Here is a 23250-nt window from a genome sequence, read left to right on the forward strand (position 1 = left end):
ACGCGGACAGCCCGCGTCAGAAGCGGTAGTTCATGCCCAGCTTGATGTTGGAATGCTCGGGCGTCGCAACCGAGACCCCGCCAGAGGGCACGGTCGTCGTGGGCAGAGTCACGTCGGTCTTGCCAAAATTGGCGTATTCATATTCGCCGGTGACCGACCAGCGCTCGGACAGGCGCTTTTCCACGCCCAGCCCGATGACATAGCCGTCGGCGTCGTAATCGACGTCGGTTCCGCCGACATCATAGGTGAAATCGCCCCGCTGCCAGCCGGCGATCCCGTAAACCAGCAGGTCGTCCTGAACCAGATAGCCGGCCTTGAGCCGCAGCGCGAGCATGTGGTTGACCTTGGATTCAAAGCGGTAGCTGCCGAAATCGAAGGAATCCTTGATGCTGCCGCCAGTGATGCCCAGTTCCGGCCCGTAGACCCAGCGGCCGCGCTGCCAGGCATAGCCCAGCCGCAGCCCGAGATTGGCGCCCGACAGCTCGGCCTTGCCCAGATCCGCGCCCGGCGGGCGGTTGCCGATGCGGTCGTCGCCGCCGAACGCATAGCCCAGCGTCGCGCCGACATAGGCGCCCTGCCAAGAGGGGGCGGCGGTGACCAGCGGCTCGACCTCGATCATCGGGGCGACATAGCCGCCGGCATGGGCCGCGGAAATCGTGAAAACGGTGGCAGCGGCAGCGGCTGCGATGAACTGGATACGCACGTTGGACCTCGAGTCGAGAAATGCAGGTGTTTTCAGGCTTCTGCCTGTTAACAAATATAAAATTGCACAGAAATCGCGATTTCACAACGGCGGCGGCGCACATGCGGCGACAAAGCCGCCGCCCGCCTTGCGGACAAGACGGTCAGGAGCGGGCGTTTGGCCGGCTTCAAGGGGAAATAGTCGCGCGATTTCCGGCAACAGATTGATTTTCCGCAGGTAAATTTCCCTTATCCGCGGAAACGTTCCTGTTGCCGGAATGTCACGCGTCGAGGTTTTCGACGCTCAGCGCGTTCTGCTGGATGAAGTCGCGGCGCGGTTCCACCACGTCGCCCATCAGCTTGGTGAAGATGTCGTCGGCCTCGGCCACATCCTCGACCCTGACCTGCAGCAGGGTGCGGGCATCGGGGTCCAGCGTGGTTTCCCACAGCTGTTCGGGGTTCATCTCGCCCAGGCCCTTGTAGCGCTGCAGCGACAGGCCCTTTTCGCCCTCGGCAAAGATCGCCTCCAGCAGCGCCAGCGGGCCCGAGACCGGCTGTTCGCGGTCGCGGCGCACTAGCAGGGTGCGGCCGGCATAGATTTCGCGCAGGGCGTCGGTCATCTGCCCAAGCCGCCGGCTTTCGGCCGACCGCAGCATCGGCCCGTCCAGCAGCCGCGATTCCTCGACCCCGCGCAGCACCCGCGACAGGCGGATGCCGCCGTCCTGGGTGGGGCGGGCGGTCCAGCCGCGTTCGTATTCCGCGGCGATCAGGTCCAGCCGCTGCGCCACCGCCGCACCGACCCCGGCCGCATCGGCATCGACGGCACCGGGAAGCAGCGCCCCGGCGATCGCCGCCTGTTCGGTGATATGGGGCGGGTAATGGGTGGGATAGGCTTGGATGATGCGCCGGGCCAGCCGCGCCTCTTCCACCACCCGGGCCAGGTCGGCGCCGGTGATCTCTTCGCCCGAGCCGAGCCGCAGCGTGGTGCCCTCGACCCCTTGCTGGATCAGGTAGTCCTCAAGCGCGGCCTGGTCCTTGAGATAGACCTCGGAGCGCCCGCGCGCGACCTTGTACAGCGGCGGCTGCGCGATATAGAGATGCCCGGCCTCGATCAGATCCGGCATCTGACGGAAGAAGAAGGTCAGCAGCAGCGTGCGGATATGCGCGCCGTCCACGTCGGCATCGGTCATGATGATGATCTTGTGGTAGCGCAGCTTCGACAGGTTGAACTCGTCCCGCCCGATGCCGGTCCCCAGCGCGGTGATCAGCGTGCCGATCATGTCCGAGGACAGCATCCGGTCGAAACGCGCGCGTTCCACGTTCAGGATCTTGCCGCGCAGCGGCAGCACCGCCTGGTTCTGCCGCGCCCGCCCCTGCTTGGCAGAGCCGCCGGCCGAATCACCCTCGACGATGAACAGCTCGGCCAGCGCCGGGTCCTTTTCCTGGCAATCCGCCAGCTTGCCGGGCAGCGAGGCCACGTCCATCGCGGTCTTGCGGCGGGTCAGCTCGCGGGCCTTGCGCGCGGCCTCGCGCGCCAGCGCCGCCTCGACGATCTTGCCGACGATGATCCTTGCCTCGGCCGGGTTTTCCTCGAACCACTCGGCCAGCTTCTCGCCCACCAGGTTTTCCACCGCCGGGCGGACTTCGCTGGACACCAGCTTGTCCTTGGTCTGGCTGGAGAACTTGGGGTCCGGCACCTTGACCGACAGCACGCAGGTCAGCCCCTCGCGCGCGTCGTCGCCGGTGAAATCGACCTTTTCCTTTTTGGCGATGCCGCTGTCCTGCGCGTATTTGGTGATCACGCGGGTCAGCGCGCCGCGGAAGCCGGCCAGATGGGTGCCGCCGTCGCGCTGCGGGATGTTGTTGGTGAACGGCAGCACGTTTTCATGGTAGCTGTCGTTCCACCACATCGCGACCTCGACCCCGATGCCGCCGCGTTCGCCGGTCATGAAGATCGGCTCGGGGATCAGCGCCGATTTCGAGCGGTCGAGGAAGCGCACGAACTCGCGCACCCCGCCTTCGTAGAACAGCTCGGTGCGCAGCGGCTCGGCATGGCGCTCGTCCTCGAGCAGGATGCGCACGCCCGAGTTCAGGAACGCCAGCTCGCGCAGCCGGTTTTCCAGCGTCTTGAACTGATAGTCGAGGTTCGAAAACGTCCCCGTGCCGCCATCGGCGCGGCTCGAGGCCAGGAACCGCACCTCGGTGCCCTTTTCGCCCGGCTCGGCGTCGCCGACCACGCGCAGATGCTCGACCGTCTCGCCGCCTTCGAAGCGGACGAAATGTTCCTTGCCGTTGCGCCAGATCCGCAGCTCGAGCCAGTCGCTGAGCGCGTTGACCACCGACACCCCGACCCCGTGCAGACCGCCCGAGACCTTGTAGCTGTTGGAATCGAACTTTCCGCCCGCATGCAGCTGGGTCATGATGACCTCGGCCGCGGACACGCCCTCGGTCGGGTGCATGTCCACCGGGATGCCGCGGCCGTTGTCGCGCACCGAGACGCTGCTGTCGGAATGGATGGTGACGCGGACGTAATCGGCATGACCGGCCAGCGCCTCGTCGATGCCGTTGTCCACGACCTCATACACCATGTGGTGCAGACCCGATCCGTCGTCGGTGTCGCCGATATACATACCGGGCCGCTTGCGGACGGCTTCGAGGCCCTTGAGAACCTTGATGGAGTCGGCGCCGTATTCGACCGGCTGCGCGGTGGCTGCGCTCATACGTCTTGGTATCCTGCGATTGATGCGCATCATATAGAGCGCCGCCCGGGCAATGTCACGGCAAACCACAAGATTTTGCGGGTTTGCCCGGTTTGCGCGGCGGATTGCCGGAAAGGGCGGGTATTTGCCGCCCAAGTGCGGCCCGGCCGGGCGGGCGGCGCCGGGGCCGTGCGTGGACAGGCGGTTGCAACGCTGCTAACCGCCGTTGCAAACTCGCCCGGCAACATCCTGAGCTGAGAGACCGCCATGAAAGACCTCGACCCTGCCGCCGCGACCGGCCGCATCCGCTGGACCGCCGACGAGGCCCGCAAGGTGATGGAACTGCCGTTCATGGAGCTGCTGTATCTGGCGCAGTCGGTGCACCGGCAGAACTTCGACCCCAACCGCATCCAGCTGTCGCGGCTGCTGTCGATCAAGACCGGCGGCTGCCCCGAGGATTGCAGCTATTGCAGCCAGTCCGCCCGTTATGGCTCGGGCCTGTCGGCCTCGAAGCTGCTGGAAGTCGAGCGGGTGATCGCCGAGGCGAAAAAGGCCAAGGAGGCCGGGGCCACCCGCTATTGCATGGGCGCCGCCTGGCGCAGCCCGAAGGAACGCGACATGGACGCGGTGATCGCCATGGTCGAGGGCGTCAAGGCGCTGGGCATGGAAACCTGCATGACGCTGGGGATGCTGGACGCGGGGCAGGCGCGGCGGCTGAAGGACGCGGGGCTGGACTACTACAACCACAACGTCGACACCTCGGAATCGCATTATTCCAGCGTCGTGACCACGCGCAGCTATGCCGACCGGCTGGACACGCTGGCGGTGGTGCGGGGCAGCGGCATCAAGGTCTGTTCCGGCGGCATCCTGGGGCTGGGCGAGGGGCAGCAGGACCGGGTCGAGATGCTGGTGACGCTGGCCAATCTGCCCGAGCCGCCCGATTCCGTGCCGATCAACATGCTGATCGCGATTCCCGGCACCCCGCTGGAAGGGGCGGCCCCGGTCGATCCCATCGACTTCGTGCGCACCATCGCGCTGGCCCGGATCATGATGCCGCAAAGCCATGTGCGGCTGTCGGCGGGCCGCACCGGGATGTCGGACGAGATGCAGGCGCTGTGCTTCTTTGCCGGCGCGAACTCGATCTTCATGGGCGATACGCTGCTGACCGCGGCCAACCCCTCGGAGGACCGGGACATGCAGCTGCTGGCGCGGCTGGGGATGCAGCCGATGGCGGCCTGGGAACACGCGCCGGAAGCCCCGGCCGAGGATGCGCCCGCCGCGCCGCGCCCGCGGTCGCGCAAGGACATGCCGGTCCCGATCCTGCGCTGATCGCGAGCGAGGGGCTGCTGCACCCGGACAAGTCGCGGGGTTTCAGCGGCTTGGCGGGAACGTGATCGCCGGGGCGCCCGTGGCGCGGTGACATTTCCCCGGGCTTGCGCTTCAATGCGGCGACGGCTTTCCGTGCGCGCCGGCCGGGCCTATGATGCGGCCAGTTCAGGCGCGCGGAACCCCGTGCCCGCTGAAGGACATTCGATTCAAGAACGGTTGCCCGATGATCAGACTGACCGCACTTGCCCTGTCCACGCTGGCGCTTGGCGCCTGCATGGCGATCCCGCTGCAGACCGCGCCCGTGGCGCAGACCGCCGCCGCCCCGGTGTTCGATCCGGCGCCGGCGCAGGTGACCGGCATCGCCGGGTTGCAGTCGCGGGAGCCGGACGCCTGCCACGCCGGCAGCTATCGCCACGCGCTGGGGCAGCCGGGCACGGTCATCCCCTCGCTGGGCGTGACGCGGGACTATCGCGTGGTGGAATACCGCGGAATCGAGCCGCAGGAATACGACCCGCTGCGGATCGTGTTCCGGCTGGATGCGGCGGGCAACATCCAGAACATCGACTGCGGCTGATCGAAAGGGACCGCCTGCCATGACCATCTCTGCGAAACTCGCCCTGGCCGCGCTGCCGCTGGTGGCGCTGACCGCCTGCGTCCAGCCCGAGCCGGTGACCCCGGCGCCCGACGCCGATGCCTGCAACGCCTCGTCCCTGTCGGGGCTGATCGGGCAGCCCTCGACCGTGCTGAAGACGATGCTGCTGCCCGCGGGCACAAGGGTGATCAACCCCGGCGACGCGGTGACGATGGATTTCCGCCCCGACCGGATGAACATCGAGATCGGCACCGACGGCCGCATCGCCAAGATCGGCTGCTACTGACGCGATTCCCGCGCCCCTTCCCGGCAAGGCTCGGGAAGGCGCGGGCCCGCCGGACCAAGGACCGCCCCATGACCAAGCTTCCCCGAGTTGCGCTGCGCGCCCTGCCCATGCTGGCGCTGGCCGCCTGTATCGAGACGGCGCCCGCGCCGGCCGCCGACGATGAGGATCTCTGTGGCGCCGCGGCGCTGGCGGGTCTGGTCGGCCAGCCGGCCGAGGTCGCCAGAACCATGCAGTTGCCGGCGGGCACGCGGATCATCAACCCCGGCGATCCGGTGGCCCGCGACCTGCGCCGCGACCGGCTGAACATCGAGATCGGCGCCGACGGCAATATCGCCCGGGTCGCCTGCTACTGATCGACCCGCTTCCGGGCGGCGCATGAACTGCCCGCGCCCGCCCGGCGTCGCTGCCGCATGGGTATTTGGACCAGAAAGAAGCCCCCACGCAGCGTTCCGCGGGCGCGCTTCTTTCTGGAAAATACCCCGGGGGAGCCGCGCGCAGCGCGGCGGGGGCGGCGTCCCCATCTCTGCGTTTTGCCCGTTGATCGGGCGCCTGGCTGGTGTCACGCTGGCCCCATGACGATCCAGCCCGCCGCCCCGCCGTTTCCCGCCCCCGATGTCGTCGCCTTCGACCGGCGCGAGTTGGCGGTGATCCTGTCGCTTTACGGGCGCATGGTCGCGGCCGGAGAGTGGCGCGACTACGGCATGTCCTTTCTGCGCGACATGGCGGTGTTTTCGGTGTTCCGCCGCGCGGCGGAACATCCGCTCTACCGCATCGAAAAGCGGCCGCGGCTGCGCAATGCGCAGGGCATGTATGCGGTGGTCGGCATGGACGGGCAGATCCTGCGCCGCGGCCATGATCTGGCGGTGGTGCTGCGCGTGCTGGAGCGCAAGCTGATCCGGCCGGTCTGACGCAAGCCCGCCGAAGTCGCCTGCGTCATCGGAACCCTGTTCCCTGCCGGTCGCTTGAGGCAGTAGAATAGGCCAGAGGCTCGCGATGCAGGAGACGGCAACATGAAATGGTCACATGTCCAGGCGAACTGGAGCGCCTTCTACGAGGCGATCCAGGAAAAATGGGAAGATGTCGACGAGGCGATGCTGGACGAGATCGACGGCGACCAGCGCGCCTTTGTCCGCTATATCGCCGAAGTGACCGAGCAGGACATCTCGGAGGCCCGCGACGAGATCAAGGAATGGCTCGCCGGCGAGATCCCCGCCGATGTCGTGATGGACCCGGCGCATGACAACCACTCGATCGCGCTGTCGGGGAAATACGTCTCCGAGGGCGAGGACGAATACGCCGACGATGCCCGCTTCGGGGATGATGACGATTATCCCGACGACGGCGACAATCTGGGCCGGGTCTAGTCGGGGCGCGGCGCCTCCTCCCACCACAGATCGGGCAGGAACCCCGGCCAGTCGCCGTAGGCGGTGGGCGTGTCGGGGTAATGCAGCCTGGCGGAATGGGCGATGCGGCTGAGCGGCGAATAGCTGACCGGGATCACATAGCGCCCTGCCGTCAGCAGCCGGTCCAGCGCCCGCACTGCCGCGACATGGGTCTGATCATCGGGCGCGTTCACCGCCGCCGCGATCATCGCGTCCACCGCCGGCTCGCGCACCCCCATCCAGTTGCGCGACCCCTCTTGCCCGGCGCTGGCGCTGCCCCAGTACAGCGCCTGTTCGTTGCCCGGCGACAGCGACAGCCCGCGTTCATACCAGGTCATGTCAAAGGCAAAGCGGTTGGTGCGCTGGACGTATTGCGCACTGTCCAGCACCGTCACCCGCGGCACCACCCCCAGCGGCCGCAGCGCCTGCACATAGATATCGACGATCTGCTGCATCTCGCTGCCCGCGCGCATGGCGCTTCCGGACTGGTTGAGCAGGATTTCCGGCGCGAAGGCCGCGCCATCGGCGTTGCGCAGCACGCCCTCCTGCACGGTCCAGCCGGCCTCTTCCAGCAGCGCCACCGCCCGGCGCAGCGAATCGCGGTCCAGCATCTTCGCGGCCCCCTCGGGCAGGGCGTAGCCGTCCAGCGTGCCGGGCAGCAGCTGGTCGGCAAAGGGGGCCAGCAGCTCGGCCTCGATCCCGGTCGCCGGGCCGGGGCGCATCGCCAGCTCCGAGTTGGCGAAATAGCTGGTGATCCGCGGGTCGGTGCCACCGGTCAGGGTGGCATTGATGAACTGGTGGTTGAAGGCGAGGATCATCGCCTCGCGCACCCGCCAGTCGCGAAACAGCGGCGAGCGGGTGTTCATCACCAGCCCCATGATCCCCGACGGCCGGCGATGCGGGATTTCCGACTTGACCACCCGCCCCGCGGTGATGGCCGGGAAATCGTATTCGGTGGCCCATTTCACCGCGCTGGTCTCGCGCCAGATATCGACCTCGCCGGCCTTGAACGCCTGGAACATGGCGTTGGTGTCAGCGAAATAATCATAGCGGATCACGTCGAAATTATAGACGCCCCGCAGCAGCGGAAGGTCGCGGCCCCAGTAATCGGGATTGCGGCGGAAGCTGATCGAGCGGCCGGGGTCGACCCGATCGACCACATAGGCGCCGGAGCCGATCGGCACCTCGAGCCCCGAGGCGCGGAAATCCTTGCCCTCCCACTGCGCCTTCTTCAGCACCGGGCGCAGCCCCATCAGCAGCGGCAGCTCGCGGTCGGGCTCGGAAAACTCGATGCGCAGCGCGCGCTCGCCGGTCCGGGTGATCGAGGCGACCTTGCCCCAGGCGCCGGCGTAGCGGGGGTGGCCCTGGGTCCCCAGTGTCTCGAACGACCAGATCACATCTTCGACCGTGACCGGGGTGCCGTCGGAAAACCGCGCCTCGGGCCGCAGGGTAAAGGCGACCCAGTTGCGGTCCGCGTCGGTCTCGACGGATTCGCACAACAGACAATAAAGCGTGAACGGCTCGTCGAGCGATCTGAGCATCAGCGGTTCGGCAATATGGACCCCTACTGCCCAAACTGGGTTGCCCTTGAGCACCCAGGGTTTGAGCGAATCGAAGCTGCCCGGCTCGGCAAAGCGAATCATCCCCCCCTTGGGGGCATCGGGATTGGTGTAGGGCAGCTGTGCCGCGTCCGCCGGAAGGGCGGGTTTTCCAAACATTGCAAGGGCATGAGAGGGTTCCGCCGCACTTGTCAGCGGCATCCCTGCAACAGTCGCGGCCCCCAGAAAGATCACGCGCAGCATGGTCGTAATCGCGGAATCGTTAACGATTTTGAAGATTCGCATGGGGGCGCCTGTCCTGCTTCGTCCGGGTTCAGGCCCGGTTCTGTCGCAAAAGACTACCCATGCGTTCACCCTGACGCAAACTCGGCCCTTGGACTCGTGGCGGCTTGGGCGTATACCAAAGGCACTGCTCGATAGGTTTCTTGCCTGTATGAAACCTGCCTCATGACTTGCGCCCGCCTTGTGCGGGCGCCTTTTTTTTGCCCGCAGGCGCAGGCCCGCCGATTTCTGGCGCAGCCGCGGGCGCCGCGCTATCCTGCCCCCGCAGCAACACGAAGGGGGCGTGCAGATGGCCGAGAAAATCCTGGCCGGCAAGACGGCGGTGGTGACCGGATCGAACAGCGGCATCGGGCTGGGGGTGGCGCAGGCGCTGGCCGCGGCCGGGGCGGATCTGGTGATCAACAGCTTCACCGACACGCCCGAGGATCACGCGCTGGCCGAAAGCCTGGCCCGCGACCACGGCGTCGCCGTGCGCTATATCCAGGCCGACATGAGCAAGCCCGCCGACTGCCGCCGTCTGATCGAGCAGGCCGGGCGCTGCGATATCCTGGTGAACAACGCCGGCATCCAGCATGTCGCGCCGCTGGAGGATTTCCCGGCCGAGAAATGGGACGCCATCATCGCCATCAACCTCAGCAGCGCGTTTCACACCACCGCTGTGGCGCTGCCGATGATGCGCCAGGCGGGCTGGGGGCGGGTGGTCAACATCGCCTCGGCGCACGGGCTGACGGCCTCGCCCTATAAATCCGCCTATGTGGCGGCCAAGCACGGGGTGGTGGGGCTGACCAAGGTCACGGCGCTGGAAACCGCCACCGACCCGATCACCTGCAACGCCATCTGCCCGGGCTATGTGCTGACCCCGATCGTGGAAAAGCAGATCCCCGACCAGATGAAGACCCACAACATGAGCCGCGAGGAGGTCATCGCCAAGGTGATGCTGCAGCGCCAGCCCTCGGGCGAGTTCGCGACGGTCGAACAGATCGGCGGCACCGCGGTGTTCCTGTGCTCGGAGGCCGCTGCCCAGATCACCGGCACCACGATTTCCGTGGACGGCGGCTGGACCGCGCTCTGACCCGCCGGCGACGGGCGGCGAAACCGTGCCGCCATGCCCGGTCTTTGGTGCTCAAATATCCCGGGGGTGCGGGGGTGGCGTCCCCGCCTCGTCCGCGCCCAGCGTCGCCGGATTGCCGCGCAGCAGCAGTGGCTGCGCGCGCAGGAACGCGGCCTCGGCCGGGTCGTGGGTGACCAGCACCAGCCCGGCGCCGCTGTCGTCCAGCAGCCGGGCGGTCAGCTCCAGCATCCGCCCGGCGGTGTCCGCATCCAGCGAGGCGAAGGGCTCGTCCATCAGCAGGATCTGCGGGCGCGTGGCAAAGGCGCGGGCCAGCGCCAGCCGCCGCTGCTGGCCCAGCGACAGCTGCCGGGGCCAGGCGGCATCGCGCCCGGCCAGACCCACTTCCGCAAGCAGCGCCCGCGCGGCCTGGGGCGTCGCCCCGGTCGGCAGGGTGATGTTCTGCAGCGCCGTGCGCCAGGGCAGCAGGTTGGGTTCCTGGAACACCATCGCCAGCCGTTCCGGCACCTGCCGCCGGCCCTGAAACCGCGTGTCCAGCCCGGCGATGATCCGCATGAGCGTGGTCTTGCCGACGCCGGATGGCCCCAGCAGAGCCACCCGCTGCGCGGGCGTCAGCTCCAGCGTCATCGGCCCCAGCACCGGGCGGCCGTCGAACTGCTTTCCGGCAAGCTCAAGCCGCATCCTGCCTCCAGCGGTTGGCGCTGTCCTGCCAGGGGCGCAGGATCATCAGGTCGATCAGCAGCATCACCACGACGAAGGCCAGCGCCCAGGCCAGCACCCGCGCCACGTCGAAATTGGAAAAATGCATGTGCAGCTTGAAGCCGACCCCGTTCGAGCGGCCCAGGAACTCGACCACCAGCACGATCTTCCAGATCAGCGCGATGCCCGAACGGGCGGCGGCGGCGATGGCAGGGGCCAGCTGCGGCAGCACCACATGGCGCAGCCGCGAAAGCGGCCGCATCCCGAACACCCGCGCCATGTCGTCCAGATCGGGCGACAGCGCCCGCCCGGCCTCGCGCAGCAGCACCGCCACCACCGGGATCTTGTTCAGCGCGACCGACAGGATCGCGGCGGTCTCGTTCAGGCCGATCCAGATATAGCACAGCACGATCACCACCAGCGCCGGCAGGTTCAGCAGCACCACCAGCGTCGGGTTCAGCCAGCGGTCGGCGGTGGCGGAACGTCCCATCCACAGCCCCAGCGCGCCCCCGGCCACCATCGCCACGGCAAAGGCCGCCAGCACCCGCGCCAGCGTCATGCCGGTGTGGAACCACAGCTCGCCGCTGGCGGCCAGCGCCCACAGCCGTTCCAGCACCACCATGGGCGAGGGCAGGCGCCGCGGATCGTCGCCGATTGCGGCCAGCGCCGCCCAAAGCCCCAGCACCAGCGCGGCCGAGACCAGCCCGGGGGCCAGCGCCGCCCAGCGCGGGCGCCGGGCGGGGGCGGTCGGGGCAGGTGGCGGGCGGTCGCTCAAGGCTTGGCGTCGGGGTTCGCTTCGGGTTCGGGCAGGGGCTCAGACCCAGACTCAGGGTCCGGCGTCCAGAACAGCCCCTCGGGCAGCTCGGTCAGCCCGCCGGTCAGCTCTTCGCCGCCCAGCTCGGCCATGACCGCGAACATCTGCTGCGCCGCCTTGGGGTCGACGCCGCGGCCCGAGGGGATGCCGGCGCGCCAGCGCTCACGCAGCGCCGTAAACTCGGCGTCACCCTCGGCGTTCATGATCGGGCGCAGCGCCTCCCACGCGGAATCGTCGGTGGCCAGGATGCGCTTGGCCTCGGCCGAGGCTTCCGCCAGCCCGCGCGCGGCCTGCGGGTTCGCCTGAATCCAGCTTTCGCGCAGCACATAGCCCAGCAGCGGCGTGTCGGGGTCCAGCCCCAGATCGCGGGCCGCGGTCACCACGTCGACCAGTTCGCGCGCGCCCCTCGCCTCCATCTTGGCTTGGAAATGCCACAGGTTCACCGCCGCCGCGACCTCGCCCGATTCAAAGGCGTTGAGGATGATCGGCGCGGCGCCGAACAGCTGGCGGGTGGTGTCGGCCAGGTCGCGGCCGCCGTTCCGGCCGTGCTCGCTCATCGACCAGGCGCGCAGGATCAGCCAGCTCTTGTCGACCGGGCTGCCGCCGACGCCGATGGTCTGGCCTTCGAGATCGGCGAGGCTTTGCACCGCGCTGTCGCCGGGCACCATCAGCCCGCCGACCGCGGTGGAATAGGGCAGGAACACGTAATCCGCCCCCGCCGCCCGCTGCTGCGCCACCCACAGCCAGTCGGAAACGATGCTGTCCACCTCGCCCCCGTGCATCGCCACATGGGTCGCGGGGTTCCCCGCCAGCGCCAGCAGCTTCAGCGAAAACCCGTGGGCGCGGTCCAGCCCGTGGGTGCGGATGGTTTCCAGCTCCCATGTCACGGTGCCGCCTTCCAGCGTGCCGACGGTGAGTTCGGGTAGCGTTTCCTGCGCAGTGGCGGGCAGCGAAAACCCCAGGGCCAGGCAGGCGGACAGGGCGATGCGGCGCAGCGGGATCATGGCGGAACCTCCGGCGGGTGGCGGCGGGACCAGCGTGGCAGCATCCCGCCGGGCTGGCAATCACCGGGGCAGTCTATACCGGCAAGCGGCTTGCGCGACGGGGCTTTGGTCGTAGACTGGGGGCACCAGGATGCGGCCCGGTGTCGCATCTTTGGTGGGAGGACGACATCATGACCACACCCATCCGGGCACCGGCGGCCGGGGCCGAAGGCGCCGAGCCCGCCGTAACCCCAGCCGCGCCGCGCCGTTCCGCCGATCAGGTGCAGGACATCCTGATCGTGGACGACCACCCGCTGATGTGCGACGCGCTGGCGCTGACGCTCAAGATCAGTTTCGGGCGCAAGACCGTGCGCACCGCCCGCAGCCTGGCCGCCGCGATCGAGCAGATCCGCACCCACGGCGCCCCCGACGCGGTGATCCTGGACCTGAACCTGCCCGACGCCCGCGGGGCCGAGGGCATCGTGACCCTGCGCCGGCAGCTGCCGGGCGTGCCGATCACCATGATCTCGGCCGATCTGGAAAACGCGATGATCTCGGCCGCGATGGCGGCGGGGGCGCAGGGCTATATCGCCAAGTCGCTGGGCCGCGAGGCGCTGGTCGACAGCCTGCGCCGCATGTGGGAGGGCGAGCGCGTTACCCCCGAGGGCTACGAGCCCGAGGCCGCCGGTTCCGAAGAGGACGCCCGCGCCGAGCTGGCCCGCCGCTTTGCCACGCTGACGCCGCAGCAGATGAAGATCCTGCGGCTGATCTGCCAGGGCAAGGCGAACAAGGAAATCAGCTACGAGCTGTCCATCGCCGAGGCTACGGTCAAGACCCACATCACCGCGATCATGTCCAAGATCAACGCCCGCCGCCGCACCCAGGCGGTGCTGCTGGCCAACAGCGCCCGCCTGTTCGAGCCGGGCTGACGTGGCGCAAACCTCGTTGGACGACGCAGGGCCGGGCGCGGGGTCGGGCGGGTCGCAGGCGCCGGTGGCGCTGAGCGTGGCGGCGGAGGACGCCGCCGGCGCCGACACGCTGGTCGCGGGGCTGGCGGAATGCGATCCGGCGTTGGTGCTGCTGTTCGGCTCGCCCCGCGCCGCGCTGGGGCCGATTGCGCAGCGGCTGGGCGACCGGCTGGCGGGGGTGCGGATCGCCGGCTGTTCCTCGGCCGGAGAGATCGGCGCCGCGGGGTATCAGCGCGACACCGTGGTCGCCGTCGGGTTTCCGCGCAGCTCGTTCCGGGTGGGCGCGGTGGCGCTGCGCAACCAGCGGCTGATCCCGGTGTCGGCCTGGCTGTCGCAGCTGCGCCAGCTGCGCGACGAGCTTCCGCCGCGCCCCGGCTGGTCGCAATTCGGCATCCTGCTGGCCGACGGCAGCGCCAGCCAGGAGGATGTTCTGGTCACCGCGCTGGATGCTGCGCTGCCGGATGTGCCGGTGGTCGGCGGCTCGGCCGGCGAGGGGGTGGATTTCGGGCAGAGCTGCCAGATCCTCGACGGGGCGGTGATCCCCGGCGCCGCGATCTTCGTGCTGGTGGAAACCAGCCTCGCGGTGTCCGAGGTCAGCTTTGCCCATTTCACCCCCACCGAGAAACGCGCGGTGGTCACCAGCGCCGACCCCGGCGGGCGGGTGATCCACGAACTGAACGCCGAGCCGGCGGCGCAGGAATATGCGCGGCTGGCGGGGCTGGACCCGGCGCGGCTGGACCGGGCCGATTTCGCCCGCCATCCGCTTCTGCTGAAGACGGGGCGCCGCCACCATGTCCGCGCGATCAGCGGCGTGGGACAGGGCGGCGCGCTGCAGCTGATGTCGGCGGTGGAAACCGGCGCGGTGCTGACGCTGGGGCAGGCCGGCGACGTGACCGCCGGTTTCGCCGACACGCTGGACGCGCTGCCGCGGCTGCCGCTGATGGTGCTGGGCTTCGACTGCATCCTGCGCCGGCTGGCGGTCGAGCAGGCCGGCATGACCGGCGCCATGGCCGAGCTGTTCGACCGCTACCGCATTTTCGGCTTCAACACCTTCGGCGAGCAGCTGGGCGCGATGCATGTGAACCAGACCTTCGTCGGGCTGGCGCTGATGGAACCGGACCCTGCCGCCTGATGCTGACCCGCGACGAAGACCCCGCCCGCCGCGCCGCAAGGCTGGAACGCATCGTCTCGGTGCTGATCGACCGGGTGGACCGGCTGGAAGAACGGCGCGGCTCGGCCTGGTCGATGTTCCAGGCCGCCGTCGCGCTGGAACAAGAGGCGCTGGCCCGCACCCGCGACCTGGAACAGGCGCTGGCCGACCTGTCGGAAAAGAACCGCGACCTGGCCGTGGCCCGCGCCGCCGCTGAAGAGGCCAACCGCTCGAAGACCCGCTTCCTGCGCGCGGCCAGCCATGACCTGCTGCAACCGCTGTCGGCGGCGCGGCTGTTCCTGTCGGCGCTGTCGGACACGGACCTGGACCCGTTGCAGCAGGAACTGGCCGGGCGGCTGGCCGGCGCCTTCGAATCGGTCGAGGAACTGATGCACGCGGTGCTCGACATCAGCCGGCTGGACAGCCAGCGCATCGAGTTCCACCGCAAGCCGGTCGAGCTGGACGCGCTGTTCCGGCGGCTGGGCGCGGAATATGCGCCCATGGCCGAGGCCGCGGGGCTGCGGCTGAGCTTTGTGCCGACCTCGGCGGTGGTGGACAGTGACCCGACCTTTCTGCGCCGGATTGCGCAGAACCTGGTCTCGAACGCGATCAAATATACCGAGACCGGTGGGGTGGTGGTGGGGGTACGCCGCCGTGCCGGGCTGGTCTGGCTGGAAATCCACGACAGCGGCGTCGGCATCGGCGAATCCGACCGCGCCCGTATCTTCGACGAGTTCCAGCGCGCCGTGCGCGAGGGCGGGCCGCAGGGGATGGGGCTGGGCCTGTCCATCGTGCGCCGCGCCTGCGCCAAGCTGGGCCACCCGCTCGAGGTCGCGGCCCGGCCCCGCGGCGGTACGGTGTTCCGCGTCGGGCTGGCCCCGGCGGCGCCGGGCGGGGCCGAGAACGGCTTTCGCCAGGTGGCGCTGCACGGACTGCGTGCCCGCGTGGCGCTGATCGTCGAAAACGACGCGGCGATGCGGCGGGGGTATGAGCTGATGCTGGGCGACCGGCTGGGCATGGTGGTGCGCGCTGCCGGCGGCATTGCCGAGGCGCTGGCGGCGATGGGGCAGGACGACCCGCCCGACGTGATCCTGGCCGATTACAACCTGGACAACGGCGACACCGGCATCGGCGCCATCGAGGCGCTGCGTGCCGCCGCCGGCCAGCATATCCCGGCGGTGATGGTGACCGCGCAGCGCGGCCCCGGCCCGGCCCGCGCCAGCGCCGCGCTGGGGGTGCCGCTGGTCGAAAAGCCGGTGCGTGCCGACGAGCTGGGCGCGATCCTGCTGCGCGCCATCTCATCCTGATGGCCGAGGCGGGGCGGCCCGGGGTTGGCAGGCGCCGCCGCCCCGCCCATGCTGCCGCAAAGAGAGGAGAGCGGATGACACGACTTCGGAATGTTCCCGCATCCGGCCCAATTGCCGGCGGGACGCTGCGGATTGCCCGGCGGCTGGCGCTGGTGCTGGCGCTGGGCGCGGCCCTGCCGCTGACGCCGGCTGCGGCCGGCGAATCGGCCGAGCTGATCTTTACCGACCGCGGCCCCTGGGCGCTGGGCACGCAAGAGCTGAACTGGCGGCTGGACCATCAGGGCCCCGAGTCGCCCGCCTTTCAGCAGATCAGCGACGGGCGGGTCACGCTGGCCGAGACCACCGACCCCGCCGACGGGCAGAAGCTGCTGGAAGTCCGCCAGACCGCGGGAGAGGAATCGCGGCTGCTGGGGCGGTTCCCGGTCTCGATGGCCGATCCGGTGGTGGTGATCTTCCTGGAAAACACCGCCCGCGACATGGCGACGCTGACCGGGGGCAGCCCGTTCTATATCCGCAACCGCATCAAGGACGCGCTGGCCAAGGCCGGGCCGCCGACAAGTGGCGACGACGGGATCTCGGTCGAGCTGCGCCCCTTTGACGGCGATCCCGCCAGCGACCGCATGAAGGGGTTCGAGACGCTGCGGCTGCGGTTCCGCCTTGGCGACGACCCCTCCGACCCGATCCGCGAGCTGGTGGCCGAAACCGACGGTCCGGTCGCCGCGGTCCCGCCCGAGGGGATGGCGCCGCAGCCGATCGCCCCCGCCCCCTATCGCCACGCCATGGTGCTGGAATGATGATGCGCAACCTGCTTTTCGCCTGCCTGCTGGCCGCGCCGGGGTTTTGGCCCGTGCTGCCCGCCTACGCGCAGGCGGTCAACGACTACCCGACCGAGACGCGCGTGGAATACGCGCTGGCCTGCATGGCGGTGAACGGCGAAACCCCCGAATCGCTGCGCCGCTGTTCCTGCGCCATCGACGCCATTGCCGATGTGCTACCGTATGATTCCTACGTGCAGGCGGAAACCGTGCTGCGGATGCGCCAGACCACCGGCGAGCGCAGCGCCATGTTCCGCGGCAGCCCGGTGATGGAGGCGCTGGTGGCCGAGCTGCACCGGGCCGAGGCCGAGGCCGAGATCCTCTGTTTCTGACGCCGCCCCCGCCCGGGGCTTGACCCCGGCAAGGCGCGGCGCTTGGGTGCCACCGACCGCAACAAGGGGGAACCGGCGATGGATCTGGGGATCAGGGGCAGGAAGGCGCTCGTCTGCGCGGCGTCCAGGGGGCTGGGCCGCGGCTGCGCCGAGGCGCTGGCGGCCGAGGGGGTCGAGCTGGTCATCAACGCCCGCGGCGCCGAGGACCTGGCCCGCACCGCGCAGGAGATCGCCGCGGCGCATGGCGTGCGAGTGACCCCGGTCGCCGCCGACATCACCACCCCCGAGGGCCGCGCGCAGGTGCTCGAGGCGCTGGGCAGGCAGGCCGACATCCTGGTGACCAACGCCGGCGGCCCGCCGCCCGGCCACTGGACCGACTGGTCGCGCGAGGATTTCATCCGCGCCATCGACGCCAACATGCTGTCGGCGATCGCGCTGATGCAGGCGCTGGTGCCGGGGATGATGGATCGCGGCTGGGGCAGGGTGGTCAACATCACCTCGGCCGCGGTGCGCTCGCCCATCGGGCAGCTGGGGCTGTCGAACACCGCGCGCACCGGGCTGACCGGCTTTGTCGCGGGGATGTCGCGGCAGGTGGCGGAAAAGGGCGTCTGCGTGAACAACCTGCTGCCCGGCATCCACGACACCGACCGCGCCACCTCGCTGGATCAGGGGGTGGCCGATGCGCAGGGGATCACCCCGGCCGAGGCCCGTGCCCGGCGCGAGGCCACCATCCCGACCCGTGACTATGGAAGGGCCGAGGATTTCGGCGCTGCCTGCGCCTTCCTGTGTTCGCAGCAGGCGCGGTTCATCGTGGGGCAGAACCTGCTGCTGGACGGCGGCGCGCTGAACGTCACCATCTAGGCCGGAACCGCGCCCCCGGGCGGATGGTTTCCCCCGCAGGCGGCAGATGCCGCCCGCAGCAGGAGGAACCATCCATGCCACGCGGAGACAAGGACGCCTATACCGACAAGCAGAAGCGCAAGGCCGAGCATATCGCCGAAAGCTACGAGGACCGCGGCGCGTCCGAGAAACGGGCCGAGGAGATTGCCTGGGCCACGGTCAACAAGCAGGACGGCGGCGGCAAGAAATCCGGCTCGGGCCGCTCGTCCACGCATGAGGAACGCTCGAAAGCCGCGAAGAAAGGCTGGGAAACCCGCCGCCGCAAGGGCAACGCCTGACGCTTCGCGCTTCTTCCTTGCCCAAATATCCCGGGGTCCGGCGCCGCCATAAGCGGGGCGGCTCAGGCCCCGATCAGCATCGTCCACCAGATCTTGTTCGACGGCTCCTGGAACCAGCCCATCCCCAGTTCGCGCGCGGCCGGGTCCATGATCAGGTCGCGGGTGTCGCGGGTCTGCATCCAGGCGTTCAGGGTGGCGATCTCGTTCTCGTAGGTCTCGGAAATATCCTCGCCCAGCAACGAGCCGGCGTAGCCCTGCCGCCGTACCCGGTCCAGCGGCGACGACCCGTCCGAGCCGAAATGCCAGGCCCGGTTCTGCGCCGACATGTCGCGGGAATGGGCCATGGCGGCGGCGGCCAGCTGCGGGTTCAGGGTCAGCGGCTGCATCCCCTGCTGGCTGCGCAGCAGGTTGATCTGGGTCAGCACCCGGTTCGGGATCTGCGCCTGGTCCATCGGGGTGATGCGATAGGCGGTCGGGATCGGCTGGCCGTCCGGGCCGATCTGGGGCGGGGGCGCGATGGCGCAGGCCGACAGCGTCATCATCAGCGCGATGCCGGCGGCAAGGGTCAGCTTGGTCATCTTGGTGCATCCGTCCTTGAAACTTCCGCCCGATTATCGGGCTGCGCGCCAGGCTTCAAATGCAGGATTGCGTGATCCGGCGCGCTTGCGGCCGGGGCGTGGCATCCTTGCACCCCCGGCCGGGCGCGCGGTCAGGCGGGGGCGTCGGCCTCGTCCTCGACCGACAGGATTGCGGGCACGGCCGGGCAGGGCAGCAGCGTGTTGCCCGCCACATCGGCCAGGGTGTTGCTGTGCAGGAACACGTAGACATGCGCCGACAGCCCTTCCCACAGCCGGTTGCTCAGCGATTGTGCCCGCGTCCCGCTGCTGCCGCCCGAGGCCCCGGCGCCGACATGCAGCGCGCTGACGGTTTCGTCCACCGCGCCCAGCACATCGGCGATGCGGATGGATTCAGGCGCGCGCGCCAGCCGGTAGCCGCCGCCCGGGCCGCGCACGCTTTCGACCAGCCCCGCCCGGCGCAGCCGCACGAACAGCTGTTCGAGATAGGGCAGCGAGATGTTCTGCCGCCGCGAGATCTCGGCCAGGGTCGTCAGATTACCCGGGCTGGTGGCCAGATCCACCAGCGCGACCATGGCATAGCGGCCTTTTGTGGAAAGCTTCATCGGCGCCCCCTCGACTGCCAGTCCCCGCCCGACCGATCCCCGCCGCAGGCCGGGGGCGGGCGTTGACGCCTGCGCGGAGCCTGCGCTAAGCCCTTGGGGCCGTTTCTTGCGAAAACCGGTCGCGCACACCAGATTGCGGTCTAATGATTGCGTTCTGCTGCGTCAAGGAAACCGGGCGGGTCGCGGATCGCACCCCGTCCACGCGGCGACCAGCCGATTAGGAGTGTCATGCCCGAGCTTATCTTTCCCGGTCCCGAGGGTCGGCTGGAAGGCCGTTACCATCCGCAACCCAAGCCCGATGCGCCGCTGGCCATCGTGCTGCATCCGCACCCGCAGTTCGGGGGCACGATGAACAACCGGGTGGTCTACAACCTGCACTATGCCTTTCACCGCATGGGCTTCACCGTGCTGCGCTTCAACTTCCGCGGCGTGGGCCGCAGCCAGGGGGAATTCGACCAGGGCGTGGGCGAGCTGTCCGATGCCGCCTCGGCGCTGGATTACCTGCAGGCGATGAACCCGAACTCGAAACACTGCTGGGTGGCGGGGTTCAGCTTCGGCGCCTGGATCGGGATGCAGCTGCTGATGCGGCGCCCCGAGATCACCGGGTTCATCAGCGTGGCGCCGCCGGCGAACATGTATGATTTCAGCTTCCTGGCGCCGTGCCCGGCCTCGGGGCTGATCATCCATGGCACCGCCGACCGGGTGGCGCCCCCCAAGGACACCGAGGGGCTGGTCGGCAAGCTGCGCGAGCAGAAGGGCATCACCATCACCCACGAGACCATCGAGGGCGCCGATCATTTCTTCCGTGACGATGAGGCGCACATGAAGCCGATGATCGATTCGGTGCAGGCCTATGTGCGGCGGCGGCTGACCGAGACCACCCGCTGACGACCGGCGGCGGCGCAGCCCAAGGTTGCGCCGCCCGCCTGCACGGGCCATGCCACGACGGGCTGCGGCATAAATGTATACCACGGCATACAAGCCTTCCCCTCGCGCAAGTTCTGGGCTATAGGCGCCGCAGACCGACTTCCACTGCAAGGGGCGCCACATGACCAAGATCAAGGTAGACAACCCCGTCGTCGAGCTCGACGGCGACGAGATGACCCGGATCATCTGGGACTTCATCAAGCAGAAGCTGATCCTGCCCTATCTCGACATCGACCTGAAATACTACGACCTCGGCATCGAGCATCGCGATGCCACCGAGGACCAGGTGACCATCGACGCCGCCAACGCCATCAAGCAATACGGCGTCGGCGTGAAATGCGCGACCATCACCCCGGACGAGGCCCGCGTCGAAGAGTTCGGCCTGAAGAAGATGTGGAAGTCGCCGAACGGCACCATCCGCAACATCCTGGGCGGGGTGATCTTCCGCGAGCCGATCATCTGCAAGAACGTGCCGCGGCTGGTGCCGCACTGGACCCAGCCGGTGGTTGTCGGCCGCCACGCTTTCGGCGACCAGTACAAGGCCACCGATTTCCGCTTCCCCGGCAAGGGCAAGCTGACGATCAGGTTCGTCGGCGAGGATGGCGAGACCATCGAGCACGAGGTGTTCGACGCCCCGTCCTCGGGCGTGGCCATGGCGATGTACAACCTGGACGATTCGATCCGCGACTTTGCCCGCGCCTCGATGAACTACGGCTTGCTCCGCAACTATCCGGTCTACCTGTCCACCAAGAACACCATCCTGAAAGCCTATGACGGCCGCTTCAAGGACCTGTTCCAGGAGGTCTTCGAGGCCGAGTTCGAGGACAAGTTCAAGAAGGCCGGCATCACCTATGAGCACCGGCTGATCGACGACATGGTGGCCTCGAACCTGAAATGGTCGGGCGGCTATGTCTGGGCCTGCAAGAACTACGACGGCGATGTGCAGTCCGATACCGTCGCGCAGGGCTTCGGCTCGCTTGGCCTGATGACCTCGGTGCTGATGACGCCGGACGGGCAGACCGTCGAGGCCGAGGCCGCGCACGGCACGGTGACGCGCCACTATCGCCAGCATCAGGCGGGCAAGGAAACCTCGACCAACTCGATCGCGTCCATCTATGCGTGGACCGGCGGGCTGAAGCACCGCGCCAAGCTGGACGGCAACGATGCGCTGATGCGGTTCGCCGAAACGCTGGAGCGGGTGACCGTGCAGGCGGTCGAGGACGGCCACATGACCAAGGACCTGGCGCTGCTGGTCGGGCCGGAACAGAAGTGGCTGTCGACCATGGGTTACCTGGAAAAGGTCGACGAATACCTGAACAAGGCGCTGGCTGGTTAAGACCGGCGGGCAAAAGTGACAGGCGGCCGGGCAATTGCCCGGCCGTCTTGCGTTTCAGTCGGCGGGACCTTTGGGGTCGTCGCTGCCGGGATACCAGTCCACGATGGCGACCTGCGTCTGCGAGCCGGCGGCGCGCAGCTTTTCCGCGAACTCGGCCGGGTCGTTGCCGCGGTGGTGATAGGGAATCACCAGCCGCGGCGCCATCGCCGCCACCCCCTCGACCGCCTGGTCGATGCTCATCGTATAGGGCAGGTTCATCGGCACGAAGGCCAGCGCGATGTCGGCTTGGGCCATGAACTCGGGCGTCGCCTCGGTGTCGCCGGCGATATAGATGCGGCCGTGCTCGGGCGAGGTCAGCACATAGCCGTTGTCGCGCCCCTGCGGGTGATACTGGGTGCGCTCGGGGGTGATGTTGTAGGCGGGCACCGCCTCGATCTTGATGCCCGCGATCTCGCCGCTGTCGCCGTTGGCCATCACGGTGGCGCGGGCGCGCAGGTCTTCGGGCAGTTTTTCGGCCACCGCCGGGTTCACCACCAGCGCCACCCCGTCGGTCACCACCGCGGCCAGCACCTCGGGGTCGAAATGGTCGCCGTGTTCATGGGTGACCAGCACCGCGGCCAGCGGCCCGGCCGCGGCATAGCGGTCGGCCCCGCCCACCGGGTCGACCAGGATGTTCTGCCCGGCCAGCGTCAGCATCAGGCTGGCATGTTCAAAGGGGGTGAGGAAACCGGGCGCGGTAGCAGGGGTTGGGGCTGCTGCCTGCGCCCGCAGTGCCGCGGGCAGCGCGGCGGCGGCGGTGCAGGCCAGCGCGCCGGCCAGGGTCTGGCGTCGATTCAGGTCCATGGGATCGTCCTTTGGCTGGAGCTCCGCTTGCGGAAACCGCGGCGCGGCGGTCCGAGTTCCCCCGGCCACCCTTTTCCCGGGGGGCCGCACACGCTATCTGCATCCCATGGCCAGAGTGGAGCGTGCCCGATGAAAGCAGCCGTCATCACATTTCCCGGTTCCAACTGCGACCGCGACCTTGCGGTGGCGCTGGAGGCCGCCGGCGCCGAGGTGGCGCGAGTCTGGCACAAGGACGACGCCCTGCCCGAGGGCACCGATCTGGTGGCGGTGCCGGGCGGGTTCTCGTTCGGGGACTATCTGCGCTGCGGCGCCATCGCCGCGCGCTCGCCTGTCGCCCGCGCGATCCGCGACCATGCGACGCGGGGTGGCTATGTGCTGGGGGTCTGCAACGGTTTCCAGGTGCTGACCGAGCTGGGGCTGCTGCCGGGCGCGCTGATGCGCAACGCCGGGCTGACCTTCATCTGCAAGGATGCGCCGCTGCGGGTTGCCTCGCGCGAGAACGATTTCCTGTCGGCCTTTGCCGAGGGTGAAGAGATCAGCCTGCCCGTCGCCCATCACGACGGCAATTACCAGATCGACCCCGAGGGGCTGGCAAGGCTGCGGGCCGAGGGGCGTATCGCCCTGACCTATCAGGGAAAACTGAACGGCTCGGTCGCCGATATCGCCGGGGTTCTGTCGGAAAACCGCCGGGTTTTGGGGATGATGCCGCACCCCGAGCGCGCGTCCGAGGCCGCGCATGGCGGCGCCGACGGGGCGCGGCTGTTCCGCGGCCTGATCGATTCCACGGTCGCGGTCTGAGCCGCGACTTGCGCTCGGGCCGCTGCGGGCTGTCGCCGAGG

26 protein-coding genes are annotated in these 23250 nt (G+C 68.9%); 17 read left to right on the forward strand and 9 right to left on the reverse strand.

The features are described 5' to 3' along the window. Positions 1 to 16: 16 nt before the first annotated feature. Entirely contained in the window at positions 17 to 703 is a 687-nt protein-coding gene (locus tag RSP45_RS14225) for an outer membrane protein (protein ID WP_415392432.1), read from the reverse strand. Between the two features lie 259 nt (positions 704 to 962). Then, complete coding sequence (gene gyrB / locus RSP45_RS14230; protein ID WP_415392433.1) at positions 963 to 3401, reverse strand: DNA topoisomerase (ATP-hydrolyzing) subunit B; 2439 nt, start codon at positions 3399 to 3401, stop codon at positions 963 to 965. 246 nt (positions 3402 to 3647) lie between these two features. On the opposite strand from gyrB, the gene bioB reads away from it, so the two are divergent. The 6 genes from bioB (at position 3648) to RSP45_RS14260 (ending at position 6951) form a co-directional block, all read left to right on the forward strand. Continuing rightward, positions 3648 to 4709 carry a biotin synthase BioB gene (bioB, locus tag RSP45_RS14235; RefSeq protein ID WP_415392434.1) on the forward strand — a complete coding sequence of 354 codons (1062 nt, stop codon included), beginning with the start codon at positions 3648 to 3650 and terminating at the stop codon, positions 4707 to 4709. A gap of 223 nt (positions 4710 to 4932) precedes the next feature. After that, entirely contained in the window at positions 4933 to 5283 is a 351-nt protein-coding gene (locus RSP45_RS14240) for a hypothetical protein (protein WP_415392435.1), read from the forward strand. 19 nt (positions 5284 to 5302) lie between these two features. Next, positions 5303 to 5587 (forward strand): I78 family peptidase inhibitor, encoded by a 285-nt coding sequence (locus RSP45_RS14245; RefSeq protein ID WP_073067491.1) that lies wholly within the window; start codon positions 5303 to 5305, stop codon positions 5585 to 5587. A 68-nt stretch (positions 5588 to 5655) separates the two neighbouring features. Next, on the forward strand, positions 5656 to 5940 hold the full coding sequence (locus RSP45_RS14250) for an I78 family peptidase inhibitor (protein WP_415392436.1): 285 nt from the start codon (positions 5656 to 5658) through the stop codon (positions 5938 to 5940). A 219-nt stretch (positions 5941 to 6159) separates the two neighbouring features. Then, a complete protein-coding gene (locus tag RSP45_RS14255) occupies positions 6160 to 6495 on the forward strand; it encodes a DUF2794 domain-containing protein (RefSeq protein WP_415392437.1) in 336 nt (111 codons plus the stop codon). 102 nt (positions 6496 to 6597) lie between these two features. Beyond that, a complete protein-coding gene (locus RSP45_RS14260; RefSeq protein WP_415392438.1) occupies positions 6598 to 6951 on the forward strand; it encodes a hypothetical protein in 354 nt (117 codons plus the stop codon). Here RSP45_RS14260 and RSP45_RS14265 read toward each other — a convergent pair. Beyond that, positions 6948 to 8813, reverse strand: coding sequence for an extracellular solute-binding protein (locus RSP45_RS14265; RefSeq protein ID WP_415392439.1), 1866 nt, complete (start codon positions 8811 to 8813; stop codon positions 6948 to 6950). The genes RSP45_RS14260 and RSP45_RS14265 overlap by 4 nt on opposite strands. A 286-nt stretch (positions 8814 to 9099) precedes the next feature. On the opposite strand from RSP45_RS14265, the gene RSP45_RS14270 reads away from it, so the two are divergent. Further along, positions 9100 to 9882 carry a 3-hydroxybutyrate dehydrogenase gene (locus RSP45_RS14270; protein ID WP_415392440.1) on the forward strand — a complete coding sequence of 261 codons (783 nt, stop codon included), beginning with the start codon at positions 9100 to 9102 and terminating at the stop codon, positions 9880 to 9882. 51 nt (positions 9883 to 9933) lie between these two features. On the opposite strand, the gene RSP45_RS14275 is transcribed toward RSP45_RS14270, so the two are convergent. From RSP45_RS14275 to RSP45_RS14285, 3 genes are read right to left on the reverse strand one after another with little or no spacing between them, the layout of a single operon-like run. Continuing rightward, entirely contained in the window at positions 9934 to 10560 is a 627-nt protein-coding gene (locus RSP45_RS14275) for an ABC transporter ATP-binding protein (RefSeq protein ID WP_415392441.1), read from the reverse strand. Then, a complete protein-coding gene (locus RSP45_RS14280) occupies positions 10550 to 11353 on the reverse strand; it encodes an ABC transporter permease (RefSeq protein WP_234952073.1) in 804 nt (267 codons plus the stop codon). The genes RSP45_RS14275 and RSP45_RS14280 overlap by 11 nt, the downstream gene beginning before the upstream one ends. Continuing rightward, complete coding sequence (locus tag RSP45_RS14285) at positions 11350 to 12396, reverse strand: ABC transporter substrate-binding protein (protein WP_415392442.1); 1047 nt, start codon at positions 12394 to 12396, stop codon at positions 11350 to 11352. The genes RSP45_RS14280 and RSP45_RS14285 overlap by 4 nt, the downstream gene beginning before the upstream one ends. Positions 12397 to 12566: 170 nt before the next feature. Here RSP45_RS14285 and RSP45_RS14290 point away from each other — a divergent pair, with 170 nt between their 5' ends. The 7 genes from RSP45_RS14290 (at position 12567) to RSP45_RS14320 (ending at position 18125) form a co-directional block, all read left to right on the forward strand. After that, positions 12567 to 13304: a response regulator transcription factor gene (locus RSP45_RS14290; RefSeq protein ID WP_084732132.1), complete on the forward strand. Its 738-nt coding sequence runs from the start codon at positions 12567 to 12569 to the stop codon at positions 13302 to 13304. Position 13305: 1 nt separating this feature from the next. Further along, positions 13306 to 14475 (forward strand): FIST N-terminal domain-containing protein, encoded by a 1170-nt coding sequence (locus RSP45_RS14295; RefSeq protein ID WP_415392443.1) that lies wholly within the window; start codon positions 13306 to 13308, stop codon positions 14473 to 14475. Beyond that, positions 14475 to 15800 carry a hybrid sensor histidine kinase/response regulator gene (locus RSP45_RS14300; protein ID WP_415392444.1) on the forward strand — a complete coding sequence of 442 codons (1326 nt, stop codon included), beginning with the start codon at positions 14475 to 14477 and terminating at the stop codon, positions 15798 to 15800. The genes RSP45_RS14295 and RSP45_RS14300 overlap by 1 nt, the downstream gene beginning before the upstream one ends. Positions 15801 to 15874: 74 nt before the next feature. Continuing rightward, positions 15875 to 16594: a hypothetical protein gene (locus RSP45_RS14305; RefSeq protein WP_415392445.1), complete on the forward strand. Its 720-nt coding sequence runs from the start codon at positions 15875 to 15877 to the stop codon at positions 16592 to 16594. After that, the gene (locus RSP45_RS14310; RefSeq protein ID WP_415392446.1) at positions 16591 to 16947 is read left to right on the forward strand and encodes a hypothetical protein; all 357 of its coding nucleotides are present in this window, start codon (positions 16591 to 16593) and stop codon (positions 16945 to 16947) included. Before RSP45_RS14305 ends, RSP45_RS14310 begins: the two co-directional genes overlap by 4 nt. A 78-nt stretch (positions 16948 to 17025) precedes the next feature. Then, positions 17026 to 17808 (forward strand): SDR family oxidoreductase, encoded by a 783-nt coding sequence (locus tag RSP45_RS14315; protein WP_415394081.1) that lies wholly within the window; start codon positions 17026 to 17028, stop codon positions 17806 to 17808. A gap of 74 nt (positions 17809 to 17882) precedes the next feature. Further along, complete coding sequence (locus RSP45_RS14320) at positions 17883 to 18125, forward strand: plasmid stabilization protein (protein ID WP_073067513.1); 243 nt, start codon at positions 17883 to 17885, stop codon at positions 18123 to 18125. A 62-nt stretch (positions 18126 to 18187) separates the two neighbouring features. On the opposite strand, the gene RSP45_RS14325 is transcribed toward RSP45_RS14320, so the two are convergent. Continuing rightward, on the reverse strand, positions 18188 to 18703 hold the full coding sequence (locus RSP45_RS14325; protein ID WP_073067516.1) for a CAP domain-containing protein: 516 nt from the start codon (positions 18701 to 18703) through the stop codon (positions 18188 to 18190). 131 nt (positions 18704 to 18834) lie between these two features. Next, the gene (locus tag RSP45_RS14330; RefSeq protein ID WP_415392447.1) at positions 18835 to 19305 is read right to left on the reverse strand and encodes an Rrf2 family transcriptional regulator; all 471 of its coding nucleotides are present in this window, start codon (positions 19303 to 19305) and stop codon (positions 18835 to 18837) included. Between the two features lie 228 nt (positions 19306 to 19533). On the opposite strand from RSP45_RS14330, the gene RSP45_RS14335 reads away from it, so the two are divergent. Both RSP45_RS14335 and RSP45_RS14340 read left to right on the forward strand, forming a co-directional pair. Further along, the gene (locus RSP45_RS14335) at positions 19534 to 20193 is read left to right on the forward strand and encodes an alpha/beta hydrolase (protein WP_073067520.1); all 660 of its coding nucleotides are present in this window, start codon (positions 19534 to 19536) and stop codon (positions 20191 to 20193) included. A 160-nt stretch (positions 20194 to 20353) separates the two neighbouring features. Then, positions 20354 to 21568 (forward strand): NADP-dependent isocitrate dehydrogenase, encoded by a 1215-nt coding sequence (locus tag RSP45_RS14340; RefSeq protein WP_415392448.1) that lies wholly within the window; start codon positions 20354 to 20356, stop codon positions 21566 to 21568. Between the two features lie 54 nt (positions 21569 to 21622). Here the strand turns inward: RSP45_RS14340 and RSP45_RS14345 are convergent, their stop codons facing one another. After that, a complete protein-coding gene (locus RSP45_RS14345) occupies positions 21623 to 22411 on the reverse strand; it encodes an MBL fold metallo-hydrolase (RefSeq protein WP_415392449.1) in 789 nt (262 codons plus the stop codon). 129 nt (positions 22412 to 22540) lie between these two features. Between RSP45_RS14345 and purQ the strand changes: the two genes are divergently transcribed. After that, positions 22541 to 23209 (forward strand): phosphoribosylformylglycinamidine synthase subunit PurQ, encoded by a 669-nt coding sequence (purQ, locus tag RSP45_RS14350; RefSeq protein ID WP_415392450.1) that lies wholly within the window; start codon positions 22541 to 22543, stop codon positions 23207 to 23209. Positions 23210 to 23250: the final 41 nt, after the last annotated feature.

This window comes from Paracoccus sp. SJTW-4 (genome assembly GCF_047716885.1).
GTDB classification, from domain to species: domain Bacteria; phylum Pseudomonadota; class Alphaproteobacteria; order Rhodobacterales; family Rhodobacteraceae; genus Paracoccus; species Paracoccus solventivorans.

What these genes read in the sequence shown, in the direction of transcription:
- RSP45_RS14270 (WP_415392440.1), top strand. Translation starts at nt 9,100, where the DNA reads ATGGCCGAGAAAATCCTGGCCGGCAAGACGGCGGTGGTGACCGGATCG.
- RSP45_RS14255 (WP_415392437.1), top strand. Translation starts at nt 6,160, where the DNA reads ATGACGATCCAGCCCGCCGCCCCGCCGTTTCCCGCCCCCGATGTCGTC.
- RSP45_RS14330 (WP_415392447.1), bottom strand. Translation starts at nt 19,305, where the DNA reads ATGAAGCTTTCCACAAAAGGCCGCTATGCCATGGTCGCGCTGGTGGAT.
- RSP45_RS14240 (WP_415392435.1), top strand. Translation starts at nt 4,933, where the DNA reads ATGATCAGACTGACCGCACTTGCCCTGTCCACGCTGGCGCTTGGCGCC.
- purQ (WP_415392450.1), top strand. Translation starts at nt 22,541, where the DNA reads ATGAAAGCAGCCGTCATCACATTTCCCGGTTCCAACTGCGACCGCGAC.
- RSP45_RS14275 (WP_415392441.1), bottom strand. Translation starts at nt 10,560, where the DNA reads ATGCGGCTTGAGCTTGCCGGAAAGCAGTTCGACGGCCGCCCGGTGCTG.
- RSP45_RS14325 (WP_073067516.1), bottom strand. Translation starts at nt 18,703, where the DNA reads ATGACCAAGCTGACCCTTGCCGCCGGCATCGCGCTGATGATGACGCTG.
- RSP45_RS14310 (WP_415392446.1), top strand. Translation starts at nt 16,591, where the DNA reads ATGATGATGCGCAACCTGCTTTTCGCCTGCCTGCTGGCCGCGCCGGGG.
- RSP45_RS14245 (WP_073067491.1), top strand. Translation starts at nt 5,303, where the DNA reads ATGACCATCTCTGCGAAACTCGCCCTGGCCGCGCTGCCGCTGGTGGCG.
- RSP45_RS14285 (WP_415392442.1), bottom strand. Translation starts at nt 12,396, where the DNA reads ATGATCCCGCTGCGCCGCATCGCCCTGTCCGCCTGCCTGGCCCTGGGG.
- RSP45_RS14250 (WP_415392436.1), top strand. Translation starts at nt 5,656, where the DNA reads ATGACCAAGCTTCCCCGAGTTGCGCTGCGCGCCCTGCCCATGCTGGCG.
- RSP45_RS14265 (WP_415392439.1), bottom strand. Translation starts at nt 8,813, where the DNA reads ATGCGAATCTTCAAAATCGTTAACGATTCCGCGATTACGACCATGCTG.
- RSP45_RS14305 (WP_415392445.1), top strand. Translation starts at nt 15,875, where the DNA reads ATGACACGACTTCGGAATGTTCCCGCATCCGGCCCAATTGCCGGCGGG.
- RSP45_RS14340 (WP_415392448.1), top strand. Translation starts at nt 20,354, where the DNA reads ATGACCAAGATCAAGGTAGACAACCCCGTCGTCGAGCTCGACGGCGAC.
- RSP45_RS14335 (WP_073067520.1), top strand. Translation starts at nt 19,534, where the DNA reads ATGCCCGAGCTTATCTTTCCCGGTCCCGAGGGTCGGCTGGAAGGCCGT.
- gyrB (WP_415392433.1), bottom strand. Translation starts at nt 3,401, where the DNA reads ATGAGCGCAGCCACCGCGCAGCCGGTCGAATACGGCGCCGACTCCATC.
- RSP45_RS14320 (WP_073067513.1), top strand. Translation starts at nt 17,883, where the DNA reads ATGCCACGCGGAGACAAGGACGCCTATACCGACAAGCAGAAGCGCAAG.
- RSP45_RS14290 (WP_084732132.1), top strand. Translation starts at nt 12,567, where the DNA reads ATGACCACACCCATCCGGGCACCGGCGGCCGGGGCCGAAGGCGCCGAG.
- RSP45_RS14345 (WP_415392449.1), bottom strand. Translation starts at nt 22,411, where the DNA reads ATGGACCTGAATCGACGCCAGACCCTGGCCGGCGCGCTGGCCTGCACC.
- RSP45_RS14315 (WP_415394081.1), top strand. Translation starts at nt 17,026, where the DNA reads ATGGATCTGGGGATCAGGGGCAGGAAGGCGCTCGTCTGCGCGGCGTCC.
- RSP45_RS14300 (WP_415392444.1), top strand. Translation starts at nt 14,475, where the DNA reads ATGCTGACCCGCGACGAAGACCCCGCCCGCCGCGCCGCAAGGCTGGAA.
- RSP45_RS14260 (WP_415392438.1), top strand. Translation starts at nt 6,598, where the DNA reads ATGAAATGGTCACATGTCCAGGCGAACTGGAGCGCCTTCTACGAGGCG.
- bioB (WP_415392434.1), top strand. Translation starts at nt 3,648, where the DNA reads ATGAAAGACCTCGACCCTGCCGCCGCGACCGGCCGCATCCGCTGGACC.